This window comes from Sinomicrobium pectinilyticum (assembly GCF_003725735.1).
Taxonomy (GTDB): Bacteria; Bacteroidota; Bacteroidia; order Flavobacteriales; family Flavobacteriaceae; genus Sinomicrobium; species Sinomicrobium pectinilyticum.
In genome coordinates, this window is sequence record NZ_RJTM01000057.1 from 26,412 (window position 1) to 45,206 (window position 18,795).

The window sequence follows — 18,795 nt, forward strand, 5'->3', positions numbered from 1 at the left end:
AAGCATGGCAAACTTAAAAGAAATACGCGGAAGAATAGTGTCGGTATCTTCGACGATGCAGATCACCAGCGCCATGAAAATGGTATCTGCTGCAAAGTTGAAAAAAGCACAGGATGCCATCACCGTTATGCGGCCCTATGCCGAGAAACTCACCGAATTGCTGCAGGGGTTGAGTGCTACGCTGGAAGGCGATTCCGGTAGTATTTATGCCGAAGAGCGTGAGGTGAATAAAGTACTTGTGGTGGCCATAACATCCAACCGCGGGCTTTGCGGAGCTTTTAATACCAATATTATTAAAGAAGCAAAACAGGTTGTTTCGGCTACTTACCGGGATAAAGATGTGGATTTTGTGACTATCGGTAAAAAAGGGGACGATGTGCTTCGTAAATCCTGTACGGTTATAGAAAACCACAACGGTATTTTCGATGACCTTACTTTTGATCACGTATCGGAGATAGCGGAACGCCTTATGGAGATGTACGTTAACGGATCTTATGACAAGATCGTATTATTGTACAACCACTTTAAGAATGCCGCCACCCAGGTTGTAAGATCAGAACAGTTTTTACCCATAGTTCCCGTGGAAGGAAATAAGGAGCTGGCTTCCGATTATATTTTTGAGCCTTCCAAAGAGGAGATCGTGGAAACCCTGATCCCGAAGTCGCTTAAAACGCAATTGTACAAGGCTATCCGCGATTCGTTTGCTTCCGAGCATGGCGCGCGTATGACAGCAATGCACAAAGCTACGGATAATGCAAAGGAACTCAGGGACCAGTTGAAACTGACCTACAACAAGGCCCGCCAGGCCGCGATTACCAATGAAATACTGGAAATCGTCGGTGGTGCCGAGGCATTGAACGGTTAAACTGCCGGTAGATGGGGCCGGGTATTATTTCCGGGACCTGTTTTTAAAAAAGATAAATTCCTTTTTTCAGATATAAAAAACCCGCAAGAGCCGATCTCGCGGGTTTTTTGATAGTGCCGTTTTCAGGATTTGTGCTGTCCTGTGATGAGCCGATAAAGTCTCACAGTTCATGTTCTTGCGCCACCGGTAAAAATGGCATCAAATTTGAAAACAGTATATTTACTCATTCAGTGTCCCGAGACAGTTGACTGAATGAAACTCCTGCCGGGTATAGGTCTTGGGTAGGTTGATTAAAACGAATATAGCTATGAGAGCAGTTATAAGGATTCTTGCCGGCATTGTGGTGATTTCCGCTTTTGTACAGTGTGCAAACTCGCAGAAAGTATTGTCTGCACTGCCGGAAGTATTGCGCTTGGGAGACGTGGTGTCTGAAAACTGGCGTACGGAAGGAAGCCCTCTATCCGGGACCAATATTTTTATTCCGGTTACTTCGGGTAGTGACATACTTCTGGATAGTGTGTATTATCGCGGCAGGGGGGCAAAGCTGGAAAAAGTACAGCGTGGCAGCTACCTGGTATACATAGGCAGGTTTGAGAACAGGCCGAAAACGGATATTATTATGCATGCCGATCCCCGGAAAGAGGTGGGAAACCAGCCCCCGGAATTTCGAAAATCCATTCCGTTTGAACTGGAAGAAGACGAAGCCGTGGTCAGTTTTAAGGAAGGAAATGTCGTAAAATATTTCAGGATAGCCCATGTAAAAGAAGGAGCTCCCGTGATAAATCCCCGAAAGGAATAATTTTAAAGTGGTTTCCTGCACCCGGAAAGTCGGCTCAGCGCCCCGGTTCCCGTTAGCTGAGCGAAGCCGATTCCCGGTTGCTGCGCTTGCCGAAGCACAGTTAGGGATTTTCCGTACTTTTCCCTACTTTTATCACCCAGAAATCCGGTGAACTGTTGGGTGCACTTCAAAAACTTTTTAAACATACATTTATTTACGGGCTGGCAACAGTTTTGCCCAGGATGCTCAACTTTATCCTGGTGCCGCTCTATACCGATATTTTACCCAAGGAAGAATACGGCGAAGTCAATATCGTTTATTCCTGGATAGCTTTATTTAATGTTATCCTGGCCTATGGTATGGAAACTGCCTTTTTCCGTTTTTTTAATACGGAACAGGACAAGGAAAAAGTGGTGAGTACTTCTTTTTCTTCCATTGTAATGACCACGTTGTTGTTCCTTCTGGCGGCGCTTTCCATACGGGGATCGCTGGCAGAATGGGCCGGGATAGATACGGAATATATCGTATATACCATATGGATACTGGCCCTGGATGCCCTTGCCATTATACCTTTTGCCAGGCTGAGGGCCATGCAGAAGCCGCTGGTATATGCCTATATCAAGATGGGGAACGTAGCCGTTAATCTCGGCCTTAACGTTTTCTTTCTGGTGCTTCTTCCGCGACTGGCATCGGGTGAGGGGAAAAACACCTGGGATTATCTTTATGTGGAAGACTTTCAGATCGCCTATATATTTATTTCCAACCTGGTGGCCAGTGCGCTGACCTTCCTGGTGCTGGTTCCGGGTTTCCGAAAGATAAAATGGCATTTTGACAAGGCACTGTGGAAGCGGATGATGCAGTATGCCTGGCCCGTGCTCATCGCCGGGCTGGCCTATACCGTAAACGAGGTTTTTGACCGCCTGTTGCTGGATTACCTGCTGCCCGAAGATATCGCCAAAGGAGAGGTGGGGGTATATTCGGCCTGTTATAAGATAGCGACATTTATGACGCTCTATGCGACGGCTTTCCGCCTCGGTGTGGAACCCTTTTTCTTCAGTTATGCAAAAAACAAGAATGCTCCCGAAACCTATGCGCTGATCGCACAGTATTTTGTCATTTTCGGTTCCTGTATATTATTGGGGGTCATGGTGTATATTGATATTCTGAAAGTATTGCTTATCCGTAATGAAACCTATTGGGAAGCCCTGGGTATAGTGCCTATGGTTATCCTGGCCAACCTGTGCCTCGGTATTTACCACAACCTGTCCGTCTGGTACAAAATCACCGATAAAACGCGTTACGGAGCTTATATATCCGTTATCGGGGCAGTGATTACGCTCGCGCTCAACTATATTCTTATCCCGCTGATAGGTTACACGGGCTCGGCCATAACTACCCTCGCAGCTTACGGAACTATGATGGTCCTTTCTTATGTACTGGGACAAAGACACTATCCTGTGCCCTATAACGTGAAAAAGATAAGTGCCTACCTGTCTGTTTCCGTTTTTTTCTCCTTTCTTTCTTTTTATGTATTTGATAGTAATATTATTGTAGGAAGCGGGCTACTTTTAGTATTTTTGGCATTGGTATTTTACCTGGAGAGGAAAGAGTTGAAAAGGATATTCCTGCAAAAGTACCGTTCCCGCCCGGGGAACGGGAGATAGGGCAGGCACAGTATACAAGTATAACCAGGGCGTGGAGAAGATAAAAAGGGTTCTCCGGATTCCGTGCGCTTCCGCCTTTAAAACATAAAAAAATGACTGTAAAAATAATTAACAGGTCCAAACATGCGTTACCTAACTATGAAACTTCGGCTTCGGCCGGAATGGACCTGAGGGCAGACCTCGGGGAGCCGGTAGTATTAAAGCCCCTGCAAAGGGCTGTGGTAAAGACCGGGCTGTTCATAGAGTTGCCCGTGGGGATCGAAGCACAGGTGCGCCCGCGGAGCGGACTGGCGGCCAAAAAAGGAATTACCGTACTCAACGCCCCGGGTACCATAGATGCGGATTACCGGGGAGAGATAGGCGTCATCCTGGTAAACCTTTCCGATACGGATTTTGTAGTGGAGGACGGAGAGCGTATTGCACAGCTTGTGATCGCCAGGCACGAAAGGGCCCGGTGGGAAGAAGTGGAGACCTTATCAGAAACCGTACGGGGTGAAGGAGGGTTCGGAAGTACGGGGGTAAAGTAAATTCCTGCGAAGGCAGGAATCTTATAATAGATAAGAAATGCAGCTTTGGTATGTCTATATAATGACAAATAAGCCCAACGGTGTTTTATACATTGGGGGTAACGGACAATATTGAAGAAAGAGTAAAGGAACATAAATTGAAGATTTATCCAAAGTCTTTCACCGCAAGGTACAATTGTGATAAATTGATTTATTTTGAAGAATACGAAGAAGGATCAAAAGCTGCAAAACGAGAAGTTCAGTTTAAAAAATAGAAAAGAGAGTGGAAAATTAGGTTGATTGAAGAAATGAACCCCGGATGGTTAGATTTGAGTATGAACTGGAATTTAAACTTCAGGAGACTAAGAAAATAATTGTATAACTAAAAAGATCCCCGCCTACGCGGGAATGATATGAAAATAATAGTACCCATGGCAGGCCGGGGCTCCCGTCTCCGCCCGCACACACTTACAGTGCCGAAACCGCTGATCCCCATAGCGGGAAAACCTATTGTACAACGACTGGTGGAAGATATCGCAGCTGTCCTGAAACAGGAGGTCGAAGAAGTAGCGTTTATAATTAAAGACGACTTCGGCCGGGAAATAGAAGAAGTGCTTGTTTCCATTGCCGGGGACCTCGGGGCGAAAGGAACTATTTATTATCAGGACAAGCCGCTCGGAACGGGCCATGCAATCATGTGTGCCGCCGATTCGCTTTCCGGCCCTTGTGTGATTGCTTATGCCGATACCCTCTTTAAGGCCGACTTTACCCTGGATGAAAGTGCGGATAGTGTGATATGGGTAAAACAGGTGGAAAACCCGGAGGCCTATGGGGTCGTGGAACTCAATGACAGGAGGGAGATTGCCGGGCTTGTGGAAAAGCCCGCCGTATTTATTTCCGACCTCGCCGTAATAGGTATTTACTATTTTAAGGATGCAGGTGTGCTGAAAGCGGAACTGCAGCGGGTACTGGATGAAAATATTATCAACGGCGGAGAATACCAGATCAATGACGGTATCAAAGGCATGATGGAAAAAGGCATGAAATTTGTTCCCGGAAAAGTGGACGAATGGATGGATTGCGGAAACAAACAGGTGACCGTGGAGACCAATACCCGGATGCTCGGGTTTCTTCATGAAGAGGGAAAAAGCATGATATCCGATACGGTAGACCTGGAAAATTCCGAAATTATTCCACCCTGCTATATCGGGGAGAATGTGGTATTGAAAAATGCCACAGTAGGGCCGTATGTCTCCCTGGGAGACGGCTGTTTCGTTGAAAATACGGTTATAAAAAACAGCCTGGTCCAGACCAGGGCCATTCTTAAAAATGCGGACCTGGACAATGCCATGATAGGCAACCATGCGAAATTTGACGGTTCGTTCACCAGTGTCAGTATAGGGGACTATTGCGTACTGGAATAAATAAGTGCCCGGGCGCTGGTACAGTGCGCGGGAATGCATACATTTGAGAAGTGAGAATAAAGATCTTCATAACGGCAATTTTAGGACTCTATTTCCTGTGTGAAAGCTACGGGCAGGAACCTGCCGTGGCTATGGAAAGCGCTGAGATTTCCACGGAAGATTATTCCGATGATTTCCAGGAGCACTTTTTCGAAGCTTTGAAGCAAAAGGGAATAGAAAACTACGATAAAGCCGTAGATGAACTGCTGAAATGTAAAAAACTGCAACCGGACAACGATGTGGTAGATTATGAACTGGGCCGCAATTACAAGGAACTGAAGGCCTACGACCAGGCAGAAGCCTACCTGCTCGCTGCCGTGGAAAAGAAACCGGAAATATGGTATCTCGATGCCCTTTTCGATGTTTACGAAGCGCGGGGAGAGACGGATAAAGCCATTGAAGTAGGGCAGCGACTGGCAAAATCCAACGGCAAGTATAAAGAGAACCTCGTTCGTATCTATATGGATACGAGGAGATATGAAGAGGCCCTCGCCCTTATAAAGGAACTGGATGCACGACTGGGAAGATCGGAAGAACGGGAGCAGCAGAAACTGTGGATAAGCACCAGGTTGCGCGAACATACTTCCGAAGAGGCAAAACAACCGGAAACGATTGTTCCCGAAGAAACGGAAGAGAAGAACGAACTGCAGGAGATATACCGGAAAATAGAGAATTATAAAAAACTCTTTAATCACCGGGAAGTGTTGGAAAGGGCCACGGAAGCCCTGGAAATATACCCTTCCCAGCCGAAACTGTATTATGACCGTGCCCATGCCCTGAACCGCCTCAAAAGACACGAGGAAGCCATAACCGCTTTGCAGACTGCCCTGGATTACCTGATAGACGATACCCGGCTCGAGAATGATATTTACCGGGAATTCGTCATAGCTTACAATTCGCTCGGAGACAAAAAAAAGGCCCTGGAATATAGCGGGAAAATGAAAAAATAAATACAGGTGTAACGGGAAAAATATGAAGCAGATACAAAAGATAGGGATAATACTGCCTGTAGTACTTGTTTTGTTACTACAGTCTTGTAAAACCACCAAAGCCATAGCAGAAGGAGAAGCGGCCCGCGACCTTTCGGCCAGGCAGGTCATTAAAAGGCACTATAAGAACGCGCCGGATTTCAAAACCGTTTCGGGGCGCATGAAGGTGGATTACGATAATGGTGAGATTTCGCAGGGACTGAACCTCAGCTTCCGGCTGGAAAAAGATAAAGCGATCTGGCTCAGCGCCACGATGAACATGGCCAAAGTCTATATGACACCCGATAGAGTGAGTTTTTACAATAAGCTGGATAACAGTTATTTTGACGGTGATTTTTCGTATTTAAGTGATTTTCTGGGTACGGAACTCGATTTCGAAAAAGTGCAGAACCTGTTACTGGGCCAGGCGATATTTGACCTGAATGAAGGAAATTACAATGCCCTGATCGTGAACAATAACTACCAGTTGAAGCCCGTTAATGAAATGAACCTGCTGAAAGTATTGTTCCAGGTGGAACCGGCGAATTTCCGGATGGGGAGACAACTGCTTTCCGATCCGGCGGAAGGCCGGGTGCTGAATATCAAATACAGGACATACCAGCTCGTAGAGAAAGAAGTTTTTCCGGAGGAGATAGGGATTACGGTAGAAGAAGGAAGCAGGAAAACCCATATAGATATAAAGTACAGGAATGTGGAATTTAACCGGGAGCTGACCTTTCCCTACAGCATTCCCAAAGGATATAAAGAGATAATTTTAGATAGTGCCAGATAGGCCGATACACGCTAAACCGTAGGCTGCATAATGAAAGAACGTATTTTTTTACTGGTGATGGTCCTGCTTTCGTTTGGTATCGGGAATGCCCAGACCCGGGAGCAGAAGGAGCTGGAGGCCAAAAGGGCGCGTTTGCAGGAAGAAATAAGGCAGATCAATAGCCTGCTTTCCCGGCAGAAAAAGGAAAGGCAGAGCGTAATTACCGAAGTAGAAGACCTCAATCAAAAGATCAGGGTACGACAGGAACTCATACAGGTAACCAACCGCCAGGCCAATCTTCTCAACCGCCAGGTGAACAACAATATGAAGAAGATCGGTGACCTGAGAAAAGAGCTGGCGGATTTAAAAGATGATTATGCCGAAACCATACGGCGTACATACAAAAGCAGGTCCAGGCAAAACCGCCTGATGTTCCTGCTCTCTTCCGAGAACTTCTTCCAGGCGTACAAGCGTTTGCAGTATATGAAGCAATATGCCGATTACCGGAAAGAACAGGGGGAGTCTATACAGACGAAAACCCTGGAACTGCAAAACCTGAATAAAGAACTTATCGCACAGCGAAAGGAAAAGGAAACCCTGATCGCCGAAAATAAGAAAGAACAGCAGTCCCTCGAGAAGGAAAGGCGGGAACAACAAGCCCTTATTGCCAGTATACGCAAAAAGGAATCGCAGTATAATTCGCAGATAACACAGAAACGCAGGGAAACGCAGGCCATAGACCGGCAGATCGAAAAACTGATACGCGAAGCGATAGTCGAATCCAATAAAAAAGCGGGTAAGAGTACCAGCAACGTTACTTTTGCCCTGACCCCGGAGGCCAAGGTCATTGCCAATAATTTTGCCGCAAATAAGGGTAAACTGATATGGCCGGTGGAAAAAGGAGTGAAGAGCAAAGGTTACGGGGAATATTCCGACCCCGTATACCCCGCAGTAAAGAATTTTAATAACGGTGTGATCATAGCCACACAGGAAGGGGAAAAGGCCCGGGCCGTTTTTGACGGGGAAGTTTCCGCGATTATAGCGGTGCCTGGAGCGAATAAAGCGGTACAGCTAAGGCATGGAAATTATATTACCACCTATTACAACCTGGGGAGGATCTTTGTGAAGAAAGGCCAGAAAATTTCCGCCAAGACCGAACTCGGTGAAATATTTACAAGTCCGTCCAGCGGAAAGACCGAGCTTAAGTTTTTTCTGTACCGGGATACCAATCGCTTAAATCCGGAAGAGTGGATATACCGCATGTAGTATAAACCAACACCCACTATAGCATGTTGCCAACCGATACGCTATTGCTGTTTGCACTTGCAGCGCTGATCATGGTCCTGACGCCGGGGCCCAATATGGTGTACCTCATATCCCGTTCCCTCTCCCAGGGAAAAGAAGCCGGGATCATTTCGCTTTTCGGGGTGATTTGCGGTTTCCTGTTTCACATTATTATGGTTTCTTTCGGCCTGACCGCGATTTTTTTCGCCGTTCCTTATGCCTATATGACAATAAAGGTGCTGGGGGTAGGATACTTGTTATTTCTGGCCTATAAAGCCGTAAGATCGAAGGAGAATGTTTTTAATCCCGATACGACCCTGAAACGGGATTCCGGCATGAAACTGTTTCATATCGGGTTCCTGACGAATGTACTCAACCCGAAGATGGCGGTTTTCTACCTGTCCTTTTTTCCGCAGTTTATAAAACCCGGGTACGGGTCGGTACTCCTGCAGGGTTTCCAGCTCGGGTTTGTGCAGGTACTGATAAGCTTTTCCGTGAATTTCCTGATCGTCTTTTTTGCCTCCCGGATGTCCGTATGGTTTGCCGGGCATCCGTTCCGGGCCCGGCTGCAAAAATGGTTTATGGCCAGTGTGCTTACGGGGCTCGCCCTAAAGATGGCATTTACCAAGGCAAAATAAGCGCAGGATTCTGCGGCACCCGTTTATAACGGAGTGCCTTCAAAAACAACCCGAACCACCACTAAAAAAACTCCCGGAACTGCTATTCGGCAAGTATTCCCTGTTGTTTCATTACCGGGAGATCGCGCAGGGCATCCTCCCCGATAGTGTTTTTGGAGAAAAGATATTTTTTTTCAAAGAGTTTTCCTTCAAAGAAGAAAGTAACGAAAAATTCATTGTGAAGTTTCAGGACATCTTCCTGTACCAGTTCTATTTTAGCATAGTCCCTTGCACCTACAACACCTATACCGTGGCGCATTACGGAAGTCCTGGTACTGTTGTCGTATCCTTTGGATACTACCAGGACCATTTCTATCGGACCTTTTTTATTGTTTATGATATAGGCGTTCCAGTCCTTCGTAAGGAATTCCTCGTTCCACTCCCGGACCACTGCTACGTACACGTCCTTTACAACGGGGATCTCTATATCTTTCTTCATAACATCGAAAAGAGTTATCTCGGTTACAGTCCTTCGGAATACAGTTTATAAAACGGATTTGAACTGGCCTAAAAAGCGGACATCGTTTTCGCTGAGCATACGGATATCGGGTATCTGGTGCAGTAACAAGGCAATACGGTCTATGCCCATACCGAAAGCAAATCCGGAATATTCCTTAGGGTCTATACCGCAATTTTGCAATACATTGGGGTCTACCATACCGCATCCCATGATCTCCAGCCAGCCTGTTCCTTTGGTCATCTTATAATCCGTTTCCGTTTCCAGTCCCCAGTACACATCCACTTCCGCACTTGGTTCCGTAAAAGGGAAATAGGAAGGACGAAGGCGTATCCTGGACTTTCCGAACATTTCGGTAGTAAAATACTGAAGTGTCTGTTTCAGGTCGGCAAAGGAAACACCTTTGTCAATATACAGGCCTTCAACCTGGTGAAAGAAGCAATGCGACCGTGCGGAAATAGCCTCGTTACGGTATACCCTTCCGGGGGAAATGGTACGGATCGGGGGCTTGTGCTCTTCCATGTAACGTACCTGTACGGATGAAGTATGAGTACGCAGCAGGATATCCGGATCGGTCTGGATAAAGAAAGTATCCTGCATGTCCCTGGCCGGGTGGTATTCCGGCAGGTTCAGTGCCGTAAAGTTGTGCCAGTCGTCCTCGATCTCCGGTCCTTCGGATACGTTGAATCCTATACGCGAAAAAATATCTATGATCTGGTTTTTAACAATAGAGATCGGGTGGCGTGACCCCAGGGCAACAGGTTCCGCAGGCCTGGTAAGGTCCCCGTATATGTTTTTGTTAACGGTTTTCTTCTCCAGCGCTTCTTTTAAAGCGTTTACCTTGTCCTGTGCAGCATCTTTCAGCTGGTTGACAACTTGTCCGAATTCTTTTTTCTCCGTGTTCGGGACACTTTTAAAAGCGGCAAAAAAATCATTGAGTACTCCTTTTTTACCGAGGTACTCTATCCGGAAAGCCTCTATTTCGCCCATCTCGGAAGCGGTAAATTGTTCTACCCTGGCTATGTGTTCCTTTATCTTATCTATCATCGGGCCATTAACTTTTTTAGAATGCGAAAAATTTTTGTTGTTTCCGGTTCTTTCTGTCATGCCCCGGAAAAAGGAGTAAGGCTTCCTTACAAGTGGGGTAGTAACGGGATTTACCGGAATACGGAAAATTTGCCATCGATCTTTAACAGAGAGGCAAATTTACTTTTTTTTGCTTACTCTATAAATTCTTTCTCTATAAAATACTGTACAATGGCCTCTTTCATAAGCACGGATTGTTCTCCTGCTTTCAGAAAGGGAAGTTCTTCTTTTGTTTTGTAATGGGGCCACCCTTCTTCGTCTATATAGTCGAATTCATAATACCCATAAGGTTCCAGAAGCCGGCATATAGCTATGTGCATGAGGTTTATCTTGTCGTCTTTCTTAAACTTCCTGCCCAGTTGTCCCAGCTCCTGTACCCCGATAAGATAGATGATGGCATCCAGGTCCAGGGTATCCCCGTCGGCAAATCTTCCCGACAGTTTCCGTACCAGGATATCCCATCGTTCCTTTAGTTTTTCGTCTCTGGACATTTTTCTCCGTATTAAAAGTCGGTAAAGTTACAAAGATTCGCGGTTTTCAGAAAGCGGAACGGAAAAGGAAACAGGGCAACTGCATTATGTATGGAAACTTCCGGGCCCGATGAAAAACGAAAGAGTTCTGGAGTTCGGAGTTGTGGGGGAACTCTTCTTATGATCACGTTAAAAGTTAAAGCCCGGAACACTGGGGCAAACGCATTAAAAAAACTGTAATTGCAATGTTTAATGGTTTCAGGTTTTAAGGTACGAGTTACAAGTTTCAGGTTACAGGTTTGGCCCATGAACTTCGACCTTCGAACTCCTCAACTAAAAAAACAACCGGCAATGCCAATTTTGTGTACAGGTATTAAAAGGCAGTCAAAATCCGGGTCAAAGTATTATTTCCATATATTTGTTTGATAGCGTTATTAAGAAAAAAGGATGAACTATATAGATATAGTAATCGGGCTGCTTATCCTGTTTGGTATTGTCCGGGGCCTTTACAAAGGCCTTTTTGTAGAGATAGCATCCCTGGTGGCCCTGGTGCTCGGGATATACTGTGCCATTCATTTCTCCTATGAGGTAGGCGATTATATGGCCAGGCACGTAGACTGGGAGGAGCGTTATGTAAACCTCGCGGCGTTTATCCTGGTGTTCTGTGCGGTGATCATCGTGGTTTCGCTCGCGGGAAAATTATTGACAAAGATTGCCGACTTTGCGGCTTTAGGCCTGTTAAACCGGATACTGGGCGGCCTTTTCGGCGGCCTGAAAGTAGCGGTAATACTGGGGGCACTCCTTGTTTTTTTCGAAGCTACGGATAATGCCATAAGTTTTGTTGATGCCCAGAAAAAGCGGACCTCGGTACTGTATGGCCCGGTAAAGGAAATAGGGGAGACACTTTTCTTTTTTGTGCTCCGCAAAGGTAAGGAAACAGATATAATAAATATACCGGATGACAGTGCCTAGGCACTGCAGATGATTATACGGTTGTGCCGTCCTGTCATGGCCGGGGTTGTTGGTTTCCTGCCACATTCCATTTCTATAACATGAACGAATACCTGTATACATTGAATCAGTTTATCCATATCCGAAGGTCTTTTTTTGTTTTTTTACCGGTCTTATTTTCGTTGACAGTGTATGCCGGTCCTTTTTCAGGATTTCCGCCCGCAGGGCTGCAAAACAGTGATAACAGTCATGTTCTCGACAGCCTGTTTCGTTCCGGGGCAGGGTTTATGCAGCAAAGGGAGCTCGATTCGGCTAAGCAGTGTTATACGAAAGGGTTATCGATGGCACGGAATACCGGCGATTCTTTGTATACAGGTCGTTTTTACAACGGCCTGGGATCGGTATTGCAGGTGCGGAAGGAATACGATAAAGCGCTGGATCATTACCACAAGGGATTGGAATACCTGGATAAAAACAGCTATCCTTCCGATGTGGGAAAGGTTTATGTGAATCTGGGGGCATTATACGCGGGCCTGGAGGACTTTGACAAAGCCGAGAAGTACCTGGAAAGTGCTCTGGATATCCTGGATGAAGAAAATGTGCTGAGGCTTCATGTTATGGGGAACCTGTCGGCTTTATACCTGGACCGTGGCAAACACGATGCCAGCCGGGAAATGATATTAAAGGCCATACCCCTGGCGGAGAAACTCCGGCAAGAATATGTGCGTGCTGTACTGTATACCAATCTCAGCAATATATATACGGAAAAGGAACAATGGGAAAAGGCTGTTTCGGCGGGAGAACTGGCGCTGCGGATAAAAGATAGCCTCTCGGCCGGAAGTCCTGTTGCTGCTTACAACAACCTGGGACGTGCCTACGAGATGTCCGGCCGGTATACCAGGGCCAATGTGTATTACGGGAAAGCACTTGAACAGGCCACGGGAGAAGACCGGGCACTGGTACTGCAGAATCTGAAGAGTGTGGCAAAGAAGCAAAAGGATTTTCCCGCTGCCCTTGGTTATGCCGAAGAACGCGATAAGTTGAAAGACTCTTTGCAAAAACTGGACCACCGGGGAAAGGTAGCAGAACTCACCGAGAAATACGAGTCTGAACAAAAACAGGCCAGGATAGATTTCCTGCAGGCCGAGAGCAGGTTACAGGAAAAACTGATCGACAGGCAACGGGTGCTGGCAGGGATTTCTCTAGCCCTTTTATTGCTGTTTATTGTGCTGGTTTATATAGGGATCAAACAGACCCGGACACGTCAGGCACTGGAAAAATCCCGGATGCGGCAACGTTTTCTGCTTACACAACTTAATCCGCATTTTATTTTTAACGCATTGCAAACCGTACAGAATTTTATCTATAAAAATGAAACCGAAACTTCGGCGGAATACCTGGGCAGTTTCGGAAGATTGATAAGAGCTGTACTGGAAAGTTCGGATAAAGAAACCATTTCATTGGAAGAAGAAGTGGAAATGATGCGCAACTTCCTGCATCTTCAACAGCTGAATTATGATCACAGCTTTACATTTGAGATCACCACGGACCTGGCGGAGAAAGATGATCCTTGCTACATCCCGGTCATGCTTCTGCAGCCCTTTGTAGAGAACGCCGTGATTCACGGGGTAAAAGACGTTCCGGGAGGCGAGATACGGATCAACATTAAAAGTATGGAAGCCGGAGATATGCTGCAGGTGGAAATAAGCGATAACGGAAGAGGAATGAATTCGGAACAAAAACAACGTGCGGACGTTCTTCACCGCTCTATGGGAATGGAAATCGTAAATAAGAGAATACGCGAATTCAACAGGGCCGGTGAAAAAAAGATACGGTTAGAGATTTATCCGTATCGGGAGCATCCGGATTTTCCGGGAACCAGGGTTGTCTTATACCTGCCGGTCCTGGGAGAATAAAGCACATAAAATCCGGAATGGCCCCGGGCCATTGTAAAAGCGCAAAATTTATATGGAAACAGCTATACCCGCAAGGGAAATTTCCTGTCTTTTGGTAGAAGACGATTCCCGATCCAGGGAGTTCATAACCGCAGTGTTAACAAAAAGGTTCAAAACACTGCTCCTGTACGAAGCAGGAGATCTGAAAAAGGCCGAAGCGATATTCGGCAAAGTGCAACCGCAACTTCTCCTTCTGGACATCAACCTTCCGGATGGCAATTCTTTTGAGTTGCTGGAAAAACTTTACAGGAAAAAAGAACGCAACTTCAAAGTTATCTTTATTACCGCCCATGCCGATTATGCCATGCAGGCCTTTCGCTTCAGTGCACTGGATTTTTTGCTTAAACCCGTAACACCCGGCGATGTGGAAAATGCCGTGGCCAGAGTTATCGATACCCTTCAACAGGAAACATATTACCTGCAACTGGAGGCTTTTTTTCAGAATTACAGGGAAGAAGGAAGTTCGGAAAAAAAGATTGTCCTGAAAACCTCCGATCGTATCCATGTCATTAAGGCAAAAGATATTTGTTATGCACAGGCAGACAATAATTATACGGTCTTTTCTTTGGAGCCGGACAAAAAGATCGTGGTATCTCAGCCTTTAAAAGTTTTTGAAGAAAGACTTTCTCCACTTGGTTTTATACGAGTACACCAATCTTACCTCGTCAATTTTTCTCATGTAGCTATGTATCGCAAAAAGGAAGAACACCTTGTCCTGAATAATGGATTCCGAATCCCTGTTTCCAAAAGTAAAAAGGCAAGAGTACTTGCGTTTTTTGACTCCCTGTAAGGATCGAATGCTCGGGAATTCCTTGTAATAACTCACCAGGATACCCCGAATACTAAAACAATCGGGGGTGCCGCGTTTTTATGGGATATATCGGCTAATTTTACGCCACAGAACCCAAAGATTTGTGTGATGAACAGTCCGTTTAAGGTGATATTTGTTGTGGTGGTTTGTGGTGTATTGCCCATAAAGGGCCAGGCTCAGATATTTAAAAAAGTAATCAAAGAGGTTCGGAAAATAACTACCAAAGTAGATCCTCATGCCTGGAAACCCGGTTCCGCAATAACCACGTCCATAAACGATACTTTGTACGGATTCGATTGGTTTGACAAGGACTTTTTTGATCCGGAAATGGCAGACACCATAGCTGATTTCCGGTTAAAGCCCGGTTACTATAAAGCTACTGTGAGATCGTATTGCCTTAGGGCAGGAGTATATGGGCCTACTCAGGGAGATGGATATCAGATCGCAAAACTTAAAGGATTAAAAACCGGGATTATACATTCTATTTTGAAAAAGTCTGTTGATTTTCCGGAGATACCCCAGCCGGATATACAAACGCTTATCTGGGGGATAGAGGCGGGAGCGAAATTTTCTGATTATCCCCTGGATTTTCAGTCCCGGGTAAAACCTTTATTGACCGCCAAAGAGCTATTGACCCTGCAGGTAAGTGTAAAGAATATTGCCAATAAACATCTGCCCGAAGAGGTAAGGTTCCTTGCAGATACATACATGTCATTGCGGGATAAGATGCAATCGACACAGTTAAAATATGATGAACTGGAAGCCATTGCCGTAAAAACCGGTATAGCGCCCTTGGGTCCGGGCAGTAAAATTATTGACAAGGGAATTTGGTCTTATATAGGTAGGGGGTTTTACTTACGGAGTAATTCCAGGGGATATAGCGAGACAGATATAGAACTATACCGGCCTGCCCGATTGGATATTGTTAAAGATGAAAAAGGAAGGGTGACGACTATTTCCTATGAAGGAAATTCGATACAGATTCGGTATAACGATAAAGCTGGTGAAACTGTATTTTCATATGGTAAGTCCGAAGTGCCCGTATGGAAAATGGAGACGATTACTTTTACAGGGCAAGAGCCCGGACAGCGTAAGGTAATAAAGAACGGTGCATGGATGTTCCGGGGGGCTCTGAGTGAACTGGCCGGGGTCATGGAGATGACCCCCAATCCCGAAGAAAGGAAACAACCGGGTTTTGAGGGGCATGGACCATATATGCCCGACATGCCTGGTACGATCTCTGATTTCTCCGTACAGGAAACTCAAAAACCCACCTGGGAACAGATGAAAGAAAGGTATGAACAGATGAAAAAATGGATAGACCAATACAAAGAATACAAAGGATATGTAGATGAGGCAGGGGAGTTTACAGATGTTAAGCCCATCGAAGAATACCTGAATGTAGCGGACTTAAACAAGAGAATTTACGACGCCATAAAGGCGGCAATGAACCCTACGGACTTTAAGGGGAGATCTGACTGGATGAGAAAACATTTTAAGATGACTATGGATATGTGGATATATTCTATTTGTGCTTTACAAGGCGGTTGTGGTGATAACGAAGGCAAATCTCCGGATCTTCCGTCTTATGTCGGACAACCGGGGAATACCAGTAAGCAGAGAATAGGTCTTAGTGAATATAAGGAACAATAAAAAAATACAGATCACTGCATTTTAATTCAAAAACCAAAACCAGAACAATGATAAAAAAATCCGTTTTATTCGGTTTCGTCGCTCTTATCGGCCTGAATTCCTGTTTAAACAAAGAACAGAAAGAGGGAATAAAGGCTATAAGGGAAATAAGCAAAGAAGTAGAAGAACATGAAGAAGTAACCAGAAGTACAGAAGAGAATGGCTCCTTTAGTATAGGAATTGATGGAAAGCAATATGATAGTTCGGGGTTCAATGCCCAGTTGATGGCAGTTGAGGACACAAAGCGTATTTTAATATTAGAGGCTTCTTCGGAAGAAGGCGATATCAATATTCAGTTTCACTTCAGAGTACCTGCCCTCAAGGAGGGGACCTACGATGCGGGGAACTATATGAAACGGGCAGCAGCAGGCGAAGAGATTGAGAAGAAAGAAGTTATATGTACAGCATTATTTGGCGAAATGATGGCAGAAGAAGGTTCTGTTACAGTCTCCGATCTCGATCTTAAAGGAAATCCTAATACCATTTCGGGAAAATATGAATTTACCGTGCAGGAATCCAATGGTAAAATTAAAGGCGTTAAGGGTGAATTCAGTGAAATAGGTATTTATAAGGTAATGGGGGCTACAATGGAGTGAACATGAGAATTTTCCGTATTGCTTATATAGCTCCACGTTATAAGTTACAGGTTGCAGGTTTGGGCACAAAACGAGGTGGGTGAGTGTCCCGAACTATGTTCGGGATGTATCGAAACCACCGGGATTACAGGTTTTCAGGTTACGGAAAACCGACAACTGGCAACGGAAACCTGCAACAAATTACGGATTACTACCAATTACTGCTTCTTTCTTATATAGTGTGTTTACACTGACTTCAGGTGCATTATGACAGATTTATGTTGATTTTTCTATCTTTAGAAACAAAATTCAGGTCGTTTCCAAATTATCCTAATTTTATCTGTCAATGAAAGATCACAAGCGTACGGGAGCATTTTTTTCATGTCTTTTGTTATTGTTTTCGGGCCTGTCGGGTTGTTCCTCATCAAAAAAAATAGAGACCCTGAAACCGGAGCCGGGAAGTGTAGCTCCTTTGGTTTATGAAAATACATATTCGTTTATCAACCTTCCCGTTGCCATAAAACTAAAAGATGTAGAGCGCATAACAAATACTTTGCTCGAAGGATTTATCTATGAAGATACGGATTTTAAGGGCGACGACCTTAAAATGAAAGTCTGGAAAGACCGGGAGATTTCCATAACCAACGAGAACGGAAAGCTAAAAACCGTACTGCCGTTAAAAGCATTGATAAAATACCGGTTCAATGCAAATACATTCGGGTTGCCCCTCGAAGATGTCAGGGATATTTCCCTGGACGGCACTGTTACCCTTATCAGTGATGTAGGCCTGGTTAATTGGGAGTTGAGAACAAATACAGCATTAAAATCCCTGGTGTGGAACGAAGAACCGACAATGAATGTCATGGGACAAAAATTACCTGTTACCGGCCTGGTTAATTCAGCGGTTGTTTTGTTGAAATCGGTTATTGAAGGAAATATAGACCATGCTATAAAAGAATCCCTGGATTTTAAGCCCAATGTATTGGATGCCCTCGAAAAAATATGCACCCCTTTTCAAATGAGCGAAACTTATGAGAGCTGGTTGCGGATCATTCCGGAAGAGCTGTATACGACAGATGCGTCCTTAATAGACCAGGCTATAACTTTTAAAATGGGGATGAAATGTGCTATGGAGACCATTATCGGAGAGAAGCCCGCGTCGAAGTTCAACAGGGAAAATATCGTGTTAAAACCGGTGAGTAAAATTCCCGAATCTGTTACGGCCAGTATAGCGGCCATATCGTCTTATAAAGATGCATCCAGGATCCTTACCAGGAATTTTAAAGGTTATGAGTTCGGAGATGGCAGAAAGAAAATCATGGTCAGGGCTGTGGATATCTGGCAAAAGGAAGGGAAAATAATTATAGCTCTGGATGTGGCGGGGAGTGTTAGCGGTACGCTCTATCTGACAGGATACCCGCAGTACAACGAGGCCACCAAAGAAGTGTATTTTGATAAGCTGGATTATGTACTGGACACCAGGAATGCCTTGTTAAAGTCGGCACAGTGGCTGGCGGGGAATCGTATATTACTCCAGTTGCAGGAAAAATGCAGGTATTCCATAGAACCTAACCTGAAGGAGGGAAAAGAGAGCGTGGAGCATTATCTTGAGAACTACTCTCCTGTAAAAGGTGTTTTTGTAAACGGGTCCGTCCGGGAGATAAAACTGGATAAAATCCAGTTATCGGCTACAGCTATGATTGCTTTTATCAAGCTCAAAGGCAAGGTCTCCGTTACTGTTGATGGTCTGGAGTAAAAAAATAAAACCGCCACATGCCGGATTAAACCAAAACACGTGGCGGTTTTTATTTTCTGCCTTAG

Annotated in this window: 19 protein-coding genes; 16 read left to right on the forward strand and 3 right to left on the reverse strand. The window is 45.2% G+C overall.

Features of this window, described 5'->3' with window-relative positions; genetic code table 11:
• Window positions 1-4 precede the first annotated feature (4 nt).
• The 10 genes from atpG to ED312_RS07880 all read left to right on the forward strand — a co-directional run bounded on the left by atpG (window position 5) and on the right by ED312_RS07880 (window position 8,938).
• Entirely contained in the window at window positions 5-865 is an 861-nt protein-coding gene (atpG, locus tag ED312_RS07835; RefSeq protein ID WP_123215451.1) for an ATP synthase F1 subunit gamma, read from the forward strand.
• Between the two features lie 307 nt (window positions 866-1,172).
• Window positions 1,173-1,664 (forward strand): hypothetical protein, encoded by a 492-nt coding sequence (locus ED312_RS07840; RefSeq protein WP_123215452.1) that lies wholly within the window; start codon window positions 1,173-1,175, stop codon window positions 1,662-1,664.
• A gap of 155 nt (window positions 1,665-1,819) precedes the next feature.
• On the forward strand, window positions 1,820-3,307 hold the full coding sequence (locus tag ED312_RS07845; protein ID WP_123215453.1) for a lipopolysaccharide biosynthesis protein: 1,488 nt from the start codon (window positions 1,820-1,822) through the stop codon (window positions 3,305-3,307).
• A gap of 92 nt (window positions 3,308-3,399) precedes the next feature.
• Window positions 3,400-3,834: a dUTP diphosphatase gene (dut, locus tag ED312_RS07850; protein WP_123215454.1), complete on the forward strand. Its 435-nt coding sequence runs from the start codon at window positions 3,400-3,402 to the stop codon at window positions 3,832-3,834.
• A gap of 80 nt (window positions 3,835-3,914) precedes the next feature.
• Entirely contained in the window at window positions 3,915-4,088 is a 174-nt protein-coding gene (locus ED312_RS24490; RefSeq protein ID WP_394342857.1) for a GIY-YIG nuclease family protein, read from the forward strand.
• A gap of 138 nt (window positions 4,089-4,226) precedes the next feature.
• On the forward strand, window positions 4,227-5,237 hold the full coding sequence (locus ED312_RS07860) for a sugar nucleotidyltransferase (RefSeq protein ID WP_123215455.1): 1,011 nt from the start codon (window positions 4,227-4,229) through the stop codon (window positions 5,235-5,237).
• 50 nt (window positions 5,238-5,287) lie between these two features.
• A complete protein-coding gene (locus ED312_RS07865; protein ID WP_148044245.1) occupies window positions 5,288-6,226 on the forward strand; it encodes a tetratricopeptide repeat protein in 939 nt (312 codons plus the stop codon).
• 22 nt (window positions 6,227-6,248) lie between these two features.
• Window positions 6,249-7,037, forward strand: a complete 789-nt coding sequence (locus ED312_RS07870) for a DUF4292 domain-containing protein (RefSeq protein ID WP_123215457.1) — start codon at window positions 6,249-6,251, stop codon at window positions 7,035-7,037.
• Window positions 7,038-7,067: 30 nt separating this feature from the next.
• On the forward strand, window positions 7,068-8,282 hold the full coding sequence (locus ED312_RS07875; protein ID WP_123215458.1) for a murein hydrolase activator EnvC family protein: 1,215 nt from the start codon (window positions 7,068-7,070) through the stop codon (window positions 8,280-8,282).
• A 23-nt stretch (window positions 8,283-8,305) separates the two neighbouring features.
• Complete coding sequence (locus ED312_RS07880) at window positions 8,306-8,938, forward strand: LysE family translocator (RefSeq protein ID WP_123215459.1); 633 nt, start codon at window positions 8,306-8,308, stop codon at window positions 8,936-8,938.
• Window positions 8,939-9,020: 82 nt separating this feature from the next.
• On the opposite strand, the gene ED312_RS07885 is transcribed toward ED312_RS07880, so the two are convergent.
• From ED312_RS07885 to ED312_RS07895, 3 genes are all read right to left on the reverse strand, one after another.
• Window positions 9,021-9,416 (reverse strand): hypothetical protein, encoded by a 396-nt coding sequence (locus ED312_RS07885; RefSeq protein WP_123215460.1) that lies wholly within the window; start codon window positions 9,414-9,416, stop codon window positions 9,021-9,023.
• A 45-nt stretch (window positions 9,417-9,461) separates the two neighbouring features.
• A complete protein-coding gene (gene pheS, locus ED312_RS07890; protein ID WP_123215461.1) occupies window positions 9,462-10,481 on the reverse strand; it encodes a phenylalanine--tRNA ligase subunit alpha in 1,020 nt (339 codons plus the stop codon).
• Window positions 10,482-10,654: 173 nt separating this feature from the next.
• The gene (locus ED312_RS07895) at window positions 10,655-11,011 is read right to left on the reverse strand and encodes a hypothetical protein (protein WP_123215462.1); all 357 of its coding nucleotides are present in this window, start codon (window positions 11,009-11,011) and stop codon (window positions 10,655-10,657) included.
• Between the two features lie 426 nt (window positions 11,012-11,437).
• Here ED312_RS07895 and ED312_RS07900 point away from each other — a divergent pair, with 426 nt between their 5' ends.
• From ED312_RS07900 to ED312_RS07925, 6 genes are all read left to right on the forward strand, one after another.
• Window positions 11,438-11,962: a CvpA family protein gene (locus tag ED312_RS07900; protein WP_123215463.1), complete on the forward strand. Its 525-nt coding sequence runs from the start codon at window positions 11,438-11,440 to the stop codon at window positions 11,960-11,962.
• 80 nt (window positions 11,963-12,042) lie between these two features.
• Window positions 12,043-13,857, forward strand: coding sequence for a tetratricopeptide repeat-containing sensor histidine kinase (locus ED312_RS07905; RefSeq protein ID WP_123215464.1), 1,815 nt, complete (start codon window positions 12,043-12,045; stop codon window positions 13,855-13,857).
• Between the two features lie 52 nt (window positions 13,858-13,909).
• Window positions 13,910-14,686 carry a LytR/AlgR family response regulator transcription factor gene (locus tag ED312_RS07910; protein WP_123215465.1) on the forward strand — a complete coding sequence of 259 codons (777 nt, stop codon included), beginning with the start codon at window positions 13,910-13,912 and terminating at the stop codon, window positions 14,684-14,686.
• Window positions 14,687-14,815: 129 nt separating this feature from the next.
• On the forward strand, window positions 14,816-16,360 hold the full coding sequence (locus ED312_RS07915) for an HAD family hydrolase (RefSeq protein WP_123215466.1): 1,545 nt from the start codon (window positions 14,816-14,818) through the stop codon (window positions 16,358-16,360).
• Window positions 16,361-16,407: 47 nt separating this feature from the next.
• Window positions 16,408-16,995, forward strand: coding sequence for a DUF6252 family protein (locus tag ED312_RS07920; RefSeq protein WP_123215467.1), 588 nt, complete (start codon window positions 16,408-16,410; stop codon window positions 16,993-16,995).
• 325 nt (window positions 16,996-17,320) lie between these two features.
• A complete protein-coding gene (locus ED312_RS07925; RefSeq protein WP_123215468.1) occupies window positions 17,321-18,730 on the forward strand; it encodes a DUF4403 family protein in 1,410 nt (469 codons plus the stop codon).
• Window positions 18,731-18,795 lie beyond the last annotated feature (65 nt).